Here is a 7795-nt window from a genome sequence, read left to right as displayed (position 1 = left end):
AATGGTAGTGTGGTTCGCCCATGTGAGAGTAGGTCATCGTCAGCTCTCTATTCTAAGTAAAAGCCCCCTGATACTAGCGTGTCAGGGGGCTTTTTTTTGCCTATAATTTTCTGTAAAATCCCCCTCCTTCTATATTTTTACTTTATTCAAAGTTTTACGGAAGCGAGCACATGAAAAAAATAAATGTAATTGGCACCAGTGGTAGTGGTAAGTCCACTTTTAGCCGTCTTTTGGCAAATAAATTAGGCTATCCTTATTTGGAGATGGATGCTATATTTTGGAAACCGAATTGGCAAGAATCTACTGATGACGATTTTTTCTTAAAGCTGAAACGTTCTCTAGCGCAAGAAACTTGGGTACTTGATGGTAATTATAGCAGGACGACTGAAATAAAATGGTCAAACGTTGATCACGTGATTTGGATAGATTATCCGTTCTTTCATACGATGTATCAAGCCATAAGACGTGCTTTTATACGCTCGGCTACCAAAACTGAGCTATGGGGTACAGGCAATACTGAGACGTTTGCTAAGTCATTTTTTAGTCGTGATTCAATTATCTTATGGACATTAAAAACGTATAAACGCAAGCGTGTTCGCTACTCGAAGATGCTTCATGATCCTAGATATCGTCATATAAAATTTATCAGACTCACAAGTCCGAAAATGGCAAAGAAATTTATAGAAGAGTTAAACCGATAGCAGTAAGTTCACTCGAACTCATCTCATGTTTCGTTCTACGATTACCAATTTTCATGTCAGTTTACTCACTCGAAAAGATGCTAAATGACCTCTCATTTTAAAGGATTAAATGATGCAAGGTGAATGTAAATACCCCATTCTTAACACAACATCATCGTAGAATAATTAAGCCACCTGCCTGTACTCAGCAGGTGTCATATCATTAAATGAATCAAGGGGTCTTTCGTTGTTATAAAAAAAGCCCGCATTAACAACTAATACGGGCTTTCACATTTAATAGAGTATTTAACAAACTAGCCTAACGACTAAGCCCCTTCACCAAACTTACCACTTTGGAAGTCAGTGACCGCTTGCATGATTTCTTGCTGACTATTCATGACAAACGGACCATATTGCACAATCGGCTCGCGTAGTAGGCGACCCGTGATTAAAATCACTTTGGTATCCTCACTACTATTAGCAGTAATGGTAACGCCATCCGTATTGTCATCATTTTTTAAGATAGCCATCGTCTTAGTTGGTACTTCTCTACCTTCAATATCTACCGTACCGCGATAGACAAAGGCAAACGCATTGTGATCGGCTGGAATGGCTTGGCTAAAGCTCGTTCCTGCGGGGAGATGGATATCTAAATACGTCGGCTCAGTAACACCGCGGGTGACTGCACCTTCTACGCCATGCGATGTACCTGCAATGACCGTAACGTCGACGCCATCTTCTGTGGTGTATTTAGGCAAGTCCTCACTTTGGAAGTCTTTATACCAAGGGTCATTCATTTTATCTTTGGCAGGTAGATTAAGCCACAGCTGAAAGCCTTCCATCGCGCCGTCTTCTTGTTCCGGTAGCTCTGAATGAATAACACCGCTCGCCGCTGTCATCCACTGCACGCCGCCGTTCTGTAATAGCCCTTCGTTACCCGCGCTATCACGATGACGCATACGCCCCGTAATCATATAAGTAATGGTTTCAAAGCCGCGATGCGGGTGATTGGGGAACCCTGCGACATAATCATCTGGATTGTCACTTTTGAAGTTATCTAGCATCAAGTACGGATCGAGGCGCTGTTGCAGCTGCTGCGTCAGTACGCGAGTGAGTTTAACGCCAGCGCCGTCTTGGGTATCGACCCCAGCAAAAAGCTGCTCGATTTGACGCGATTGGGTAACGGTGTCTTTTTTGCTATTCGCTACAGTATTATTCATTATTCTTTCCTGATTTTTTAATATCTGTTGGTGAGCATTAATTTATTACTCTTAGTTATTTATTTGAGGCCAAGGGATATATTTCAATAGTATTGTATAGTTTATATTAATAGTTAATATTGATAATTAATTATTATTTAATAAATTGTCAGTACAAAAGGGATTACTATTAAAGAGTAGCCAATAATAAAATCTTACTTACCTACTGAGGTTTAATTGCTAAACTGATGAGCATTAACCAATACCATGCTTAGAATAGAGAACGGATAATATGGCAGTCGATTTAACCAATACTTTAATAGTGGCTATATCAGCGACAGCATTGTTTGACTTAACGGAGTCTGAGAACCACCTTTTACAGCTACTACAGCAGCGCCCTGACGAGGCAGTAAAGGAGTTTCGCGATTATATGGCGAAGCGTGAAGATCAGCCATTAGATAGTGGTGCAGGATATCCATTAATCAAAGCGCTGCTGAATCTAAATAATTACTGTAACGACTGTCTATCAGCGGATTTAACGACCGAGTCGCCACTTGTGGAAGTCGTCATCGTCTCAAAGAGCAGTCCTGATACTGGCATTCAAGTGCTCAATGCCATTCGTGACAACGGTTTGAATATTTCACGTTCCGCCTTTGTATCCGGAAGTCCTGTCGCTCCATATATCAAAGATTTTAATGTCGATCTGTTTTTGACGACCAACCGTGAGGACGCTCAGCAAGTCGCCGATGCCAACATTTGCGCTTGTGCGATATTGGACGCCACTCCAGTTAATACTTATGAGTTAGATACCGATCAGCTACGCATTGCGTTTGATGGCGATGCGGTATTGTTTGATGATTCGGGTGAACTACTCTATAAACAAAAAGGATTGCGAGCCTTTCATGATCGTGAAGCACAAATGCGTGATTTACCGATCGAAAAAGGCCCTTATGCTGAGCTTTTGATCAAACTGTCCAATTTACAAGAGCGCTTACCTGCTGGATTACAATATTCGCCAATTAAAATTGCGCTTGTGACCGCACGTAACGCACCTGCAGATTTGCGTGCCATCAAAACGTTGCGAGAATGGAACGTGAATGTCGATATGGCATTTTTTTTGGGAGGATTGGAGAAGACAGCCGTGCTACGAACGTTTGCACCGCATATCTTTTTTGATGACTCAATCAAACATATTGATGCGGCCCGTCGATTCATACCCACAGCTTTGGTTCCCTACCGTTCGACGTCGTTATTACATGATGATAGCTACTTAGCCACTGACAAAGATGCGACATTATTATCGTTTAAACCTGCAGTAGGTTCATTATTTGCGGTAAATCATTAACGCGCATGAAGATAAGCGCAATCTACGGGACAGGGTGATATATGAATTGGCAGCAATTGCTCAATTTGATTGTGGTACGAATAAAGCAAGTTGTTGGTTTATACGCTTTCGTACTCATACCAATGTGGGGCATGTTTTTTTTAAATAAAGTGGCGCTATTTGGACTGTGGAATATCTTTGGAATTGTGCCACGCGCGTTAGATGTGGGTAGCATGATAGGGGTATTTGCATCATGGACGATGCATGGCAACTTGTCACACTTAATTGGCAACACAGTAACACTGCTACAAATTTTATTTTTATTTGGACTGTTTGAGAAAAACGCTTACCGTACCATTATCAAACTGGTTGTGGCTTCAGGGCTGGTGACATGGGTAATCGGGTCACCATCTTCTATTCATATCGGTGCATCAGGGTTGTGTTTTGCGATGTTTGGTTACATGATAGGCGGTGCATTATTTGCGCGGCGTTGGGGATATTTATTGGCCTGTATTATCATGGGAACAGGTTACTGGCTGACCATCAAGCAAGGACTGATGCCGCAACAAGGAATCTCTTTTGCCGCACATTTTGGGGGATTGTGCGCAGGGTTACTGCTGGGGGCAACTTCCAAGCATCACTATACCAGTGTCAGTCGCCATCAATAAGTGCTTAAGGCTGCTGATTTAACCATCTTGTAGTGGTGTGGTTTTACTGGTTTTACTGACAAACACTCAAAAACAAAGGATCGTCAGTAGTTAGCGGTCGCCATTGGGTGGTATTTGCCACATATTCTCTCAAGCCAAGCTCACGGTCTTTGGCTACAGGTATCCTATAATCGGCACGTGCAGGCGCACGGCAATCAATCACTTGTGGCATCTGCTGTACACTCATACGCCGCTCAAACAAATATAGATTGACCAAATATAGACCCTGATCGGCACTGCGCGCACGTTCGTTGTCAACAGCCATAAAGCGCACGGTCTGAGGCTTTAGGTAAGACCAAGGTCGAAACCAAGCGGTATCCTCGATTTTTTTGATGACGGTGACACCCTCTGGCAGCTGAGCCACTTGCTGATCGTACCAGTTGTATTCTTGATGAATCTGAAACGCAAAAATACCGATGGCAGCAAACAATGGAATCAGCCACTTGGGCACACGCTTTCCTGCCAGTTTGCTCAAATGTGTGATAATCAGTGCCAACCCAGCCATACCAAACCCAGCAGCGATGGTCGCAATAAACTCATAAATCATAAAATAAATCCTCAAAGCGGTGGGTCAATGTGTCAGTTGGTTAATTCATCAATCAAGCAGTGATACCATAAAAAATCACCCACAAGCAGCTATGGCTCATGAGTGATGGTCATCTTAACAGATAAAAACGAAAGTCGGCTTAATGATCAACCGCACCACCTGCACCGCGTGGGTAACGGACACTTTCGACCAGCTCTTGAATCTCTCTTGGAGGCGCTTTGGTACCGTAAGAGACTGCAAAGGCTACTGCAAAGTTCAATAGCGCTCCAATCGCACCGAATGACAGTGGCGAGACACCAAGAATCCAGTATTCAGCCGTATCAGGTAGGTTGGCCGTACCAGCGATAAAGAACCAGCCTTTGTACATAAAGATATAGACCAAGGTGGTAATTAGGCCTGTGAGCATACCGGCAATCGCGCCGACATTATTGATGCGTTTTGAGAAAATACCCATCATCAAGGCAGGGAAGAGCGACGCCCCTGCGATACCAAAGGCCAGTGCCACCACCTGAGCAGCAAAGCATGGTGGGTTCATACCCAACCATGTGGCGACCACAATCGCGACACCCATCGAGATACGCGCCGCCATCAGCTCGCCTTTATCCGTGATATTGGGGTTAAAGTGACCTTTGATCAAATCATGACTGATGGCTGATGAGATGGCGAGCAGTAGACCTGCGGCGGTTGATAGTGCCGCGGCCAGACCACCTGCTGCGATCAGACCAACCACCCATGGTGGTAGCTGCGCAATCTCTGGGTTTGCCAATACTAAGATATCGTTATTGACATCTAGCTCGTTACCTGCCCAGCCTGCATCAGCAAAGCGGCCTTCAGCTTCAAGATCGTGTAAGACGCGAGCGGCGTCAACCGCCGTGGTAGCCGCGCCAACATCACCACCTTCGGTTTCGGCATTGGTTAAATCCAGCTCCGCTGCGCCAAGGCCACTATCGTTATACATCTGAATGCGGCCATCGCCGTTTAGATCGTTATATTTGATTAGACCTGTTTGCTCCCATGTACGCATCCAATCTGGACGTTGGTCATACTCGAGCGCAGGCTCATTCACGCCTTGTGGGTAGATGGTATCAAGTAAGTTCAAACGTGCCATAGAGCCTACCGCAGGCGCAGTGAAGTAGAGCAGGGCAATAAAGACCAATGCCCAACCCGCTGACCAGCGCGCATCGGCCACTTTGGGTACGGTAAAAAAGCGAATGATGACGTGCGGCAAGCCTGCTGTACCAATCATCAATGACAACGTAAACAGCACCATATTTAGCTTATTGGGCACATCAGCGGTATACGAGGCAAAGCCTAAATCTGTCACCACTTGATCAAGTTTGGTCAATAGCGGTAAGCCTGATTCTGTATGAGTTGAGAACATACCAAACCCAGGGATCGGGTTGCCCGTCAATTCAAGCGAGATAAAGACCGCAGGAATGGTATAAGCGATAATTAACACCACATACTGCGCCACCTGCGTATAGGTAATCCCTTTCATACCGCCAAGTACCGCGTAAAAGAACACCACAAATGCTGCAATAATCAAACCTGTGTTGTTTTCGACTTCCAAAAAGCGCGAAAACGCCACGCCTGCACCCGTCATCTGACCGATAACATAGGTGGTTGACGCAATAATCAAGCAAGCAACCGCTACCATGGCTGCGGTCTTAGAATAAAAACGGTCCCCAATGAAATCAGGAACCGTAAATTTACCAAACTTGCGCAAGTAAGGTGCCAGTAGCATGGCCAGTAGCACATAGCCACCTGTCCAGCCCATCAAATAAGAAGACGCACCGTAGCCGCCTGCCGCGAGTAGACCTGCCATAGAAATAAATGACGCCGCACTCATCCAGTCTGCGCCTGTTGCCATACCATTGAGTACGGGGTGTACACCGCCACCTGCCACATAAAATTCGCTGGTTGACCCTGCACGCGCCCAAATCGCAATCCCAAAATATAGCGCGAAAGACAGCCCCACAAAGATAATATTAATTACAAATTGACTCATAAGGCTATTCCTCGTCTAGGCCATATTGTTTATCCAACTTATTCATACGCCACGCGTAAAAAAAGATGATGATAATAAAGATCGCAATAGAGCCTTGCTGCGCAAACCAAAAGCCCAGATCAGTACCGCCAATGGCGATGCCCGCCAACAAAGGCCGTAGCAAAATAGCAAAACCATAGGAACACAGCGCCCAAACGACTAGGCAACCTAAAATCAGCCGCACATTGGCACGCCAATATCCAGAGGGATCATCGTGGTTTTTCATAGGACAACTCCTTTTGTCTTACATAAAACAGGGTGAGTGGTTAGCGATAGCCATTCAATGATGATGTGTACCAATACTTCGTGAATAACGCCCAATCTGATTGTAGAAGCTATTAACGGTATATAGATTAGGTACAAACCAAGCGATCAAATGGCCGATCAAACCAACAGGTGGATAACGCTTGTTATATTTTTAGCACACTTGTGGTGGCTAAAAACAGTAGATAGACAAACGATTACAGGTCGTACATGGTCATTATTACGCGTAAGCATGCGGCGATTGGCCAGTCAGTGCTTAACGCTATTGCCATCATCATGAAAAAAAGAGGGAGTGGTGCCGAAGAGAGACAATCCGCTGTCTTTTTTAACTCTTGTCTTCTTGACAAAAGAGAGTATGGCTCGTTCACATGGTGGTTATATCACCATGATGGTTATGGTGGAACGTCATTGGGTAATGATCCAAACGTGTACGCCATAATAAGGTTATATCGATACTATAAGCATCAATCATCTAAACCCATTGGGGGGAGTTTCCCAAACTCTGTGTAACTGCTTATAATCCACTAACAGGAGAATAAGCAATGACTACTCAATCTGACATCAAGAAACTGGCTGAGCAAATGGCCAGCAGCATGAAAAGCTTCGATGACATCAAAGACTTTCAAAAGCAGCTCATGCAGTCCTTCATCGACACTGCCTTAGAAGCAGAAATGGAAGAGCATCTCGGCTACCCCAAGCATGAAAAGGCAGACAGGCCTAATAAGCGCAATGGGCACACTAAAAAGAGAGTCCGTAGCGACACAGGCGAGCTTGAGATCTCCACCCCAAGAGACCGTGATAGCAGCTTTGAGCCTGCATTAGTACGTAAGCATCAAACCCGTATTTCAGGTCTTGATGACAAAATCATATTTCACTACAGGCATAGCCTTACGTCTTGCGCTTCGGGCAAGTGTCTCCCAGACACTTGCTGATCCTCGCTCATACGCCAAAGGTCAAACCACTACTGAGATTGTGGTGTAATGGACATTATTCATGCTGGCGTAGGCTCTAAAGCTATATACTGTCT

Annotated in this window: 8 protein-coding genes; 4 read left to right on the top strand and 4 right to left on the bottom strand. The window is 44.8% G+C overall.

Going from position 1 to position 7795, the window contains the following annotated elements:
• Window positions 1-170 precede the first annotated feature (170 nt).
• Complete coding sequence (locus L0G63_RS13000) at window positions 171-701, top strand: shikimate kinase (protein WP_301451031.1); 531 nt, start codon at window positions 171-173, stop codon at window positions 699-701.
• Window positions 702-1006: 305 nt separating this feature from the next.
• Here the strand turns inward: L0G63_RS13000 and L0G63_RS12995 are convergent, their stop codons facing one another.
• Window positions 1007-1900, bottom strand: coding sequence for a pirin family protein (locus tag L0G63_RS12995; protein WP_301451030.1), 894 nt, complete (start codon window positions 1898-1900; stop codon window positions 1007-1009).
• 271 nt (window positions 1901-2171) lie between these two features.
• Here L0G63_RS12995 and L0G63_RS12990 point away from each other — a divergent pair, with 271 nt between their 5' ends.
• Window positions 2172-3224 carry a 5'-nucleotidase gene (locus L0G63_RS12990; protein ID WP_301451029.1) on the top strand — a complete coding sequence of 351 codons (1053 nt, stop codon included), beginning with the start codon at window positions 2172-2174 and terminating at the stop codon, window positions 3222-3224.
• A gap of 41 nt (window positions 3225-3265) precedes the next feature.
• The gene (locus L0G63_RS12985) at window positions 3266-3871 is read left to right on the top strand and encodes a rhomboid family intramembrane serine protease (protein WP_301451028.1); all 606 of its coding nucleotides are present in this window, start codon (window positions 3266-3268) and stop codon (window positions 3869-3871) included.
• A 52-nt stretch (window positions 3872-3923) separates the two neighbouring features.
• On the opposite strand, the gene L0G63_RS12980 is transcribed toward L0G63_RS12985, so the two are convergent.
• The 3 genes from L0G63_RS12980 to L0G63_RS12970 form a co-directional block, all read right to left on the bottom strand.
• Window positions 3924-4457, bottom strand: coding sequence for a hypothetical protein (locus L0G63_RS12980; protein WP_301451027.1), 534 nt, complete (start codon window positions 4455-4457; stop codon window positions 3924-3926).
• Between the two features lie 139 nt (window positions 4458-4596).
• Window positions 4597-6465, bottom strand: coding sequence for a sodium:solute symporter family protein (locus L0G63_RS12975; protein WP_301451026.1), 1869 nt, complete (start codon window positions 6463-6465; stop codon window positions 4597-4599).
• 4 nt (window positions 6466-6469) lie between these two features.
• A complete protein-coding gene (locus tag L0G63_RS12970; RefSeq protein WP_071002865.1) occupies window positions 6470-6730 on the bottom strand; it encodes a DUF4212 domain-containing protein in 261 nt (86 codons plus the stop codon).
• 580 nt (window positions 6731-7310) lie between these two features.
• On the opposite strand from L0G63_RS12970, the gene L0G63_RS12965 reads away from it, so the two are divergent.
• Window positions 7311-7700, top strand: coding sequence for a transposase (locus L0G63_RS12965; protein WP_301451025.1), 390 nt, complete (start codon window positions 7311-7313; stop codon window positions 7698-7700).
• Window positions 7701-7795 lie beyond the last annotated feature (95 nt).

Source organism: Psychrobacter sp. (genome assembly GCF_030454045.1).
GTDB lineage: Bacteria > Pseudomonadota > Gammaproteobacteria > Pseudomonadales > Moraxellaceae > Psychrobacter.
This window is presented reverse-complemented; position numbering and strand designations above follow the sequence as displayed.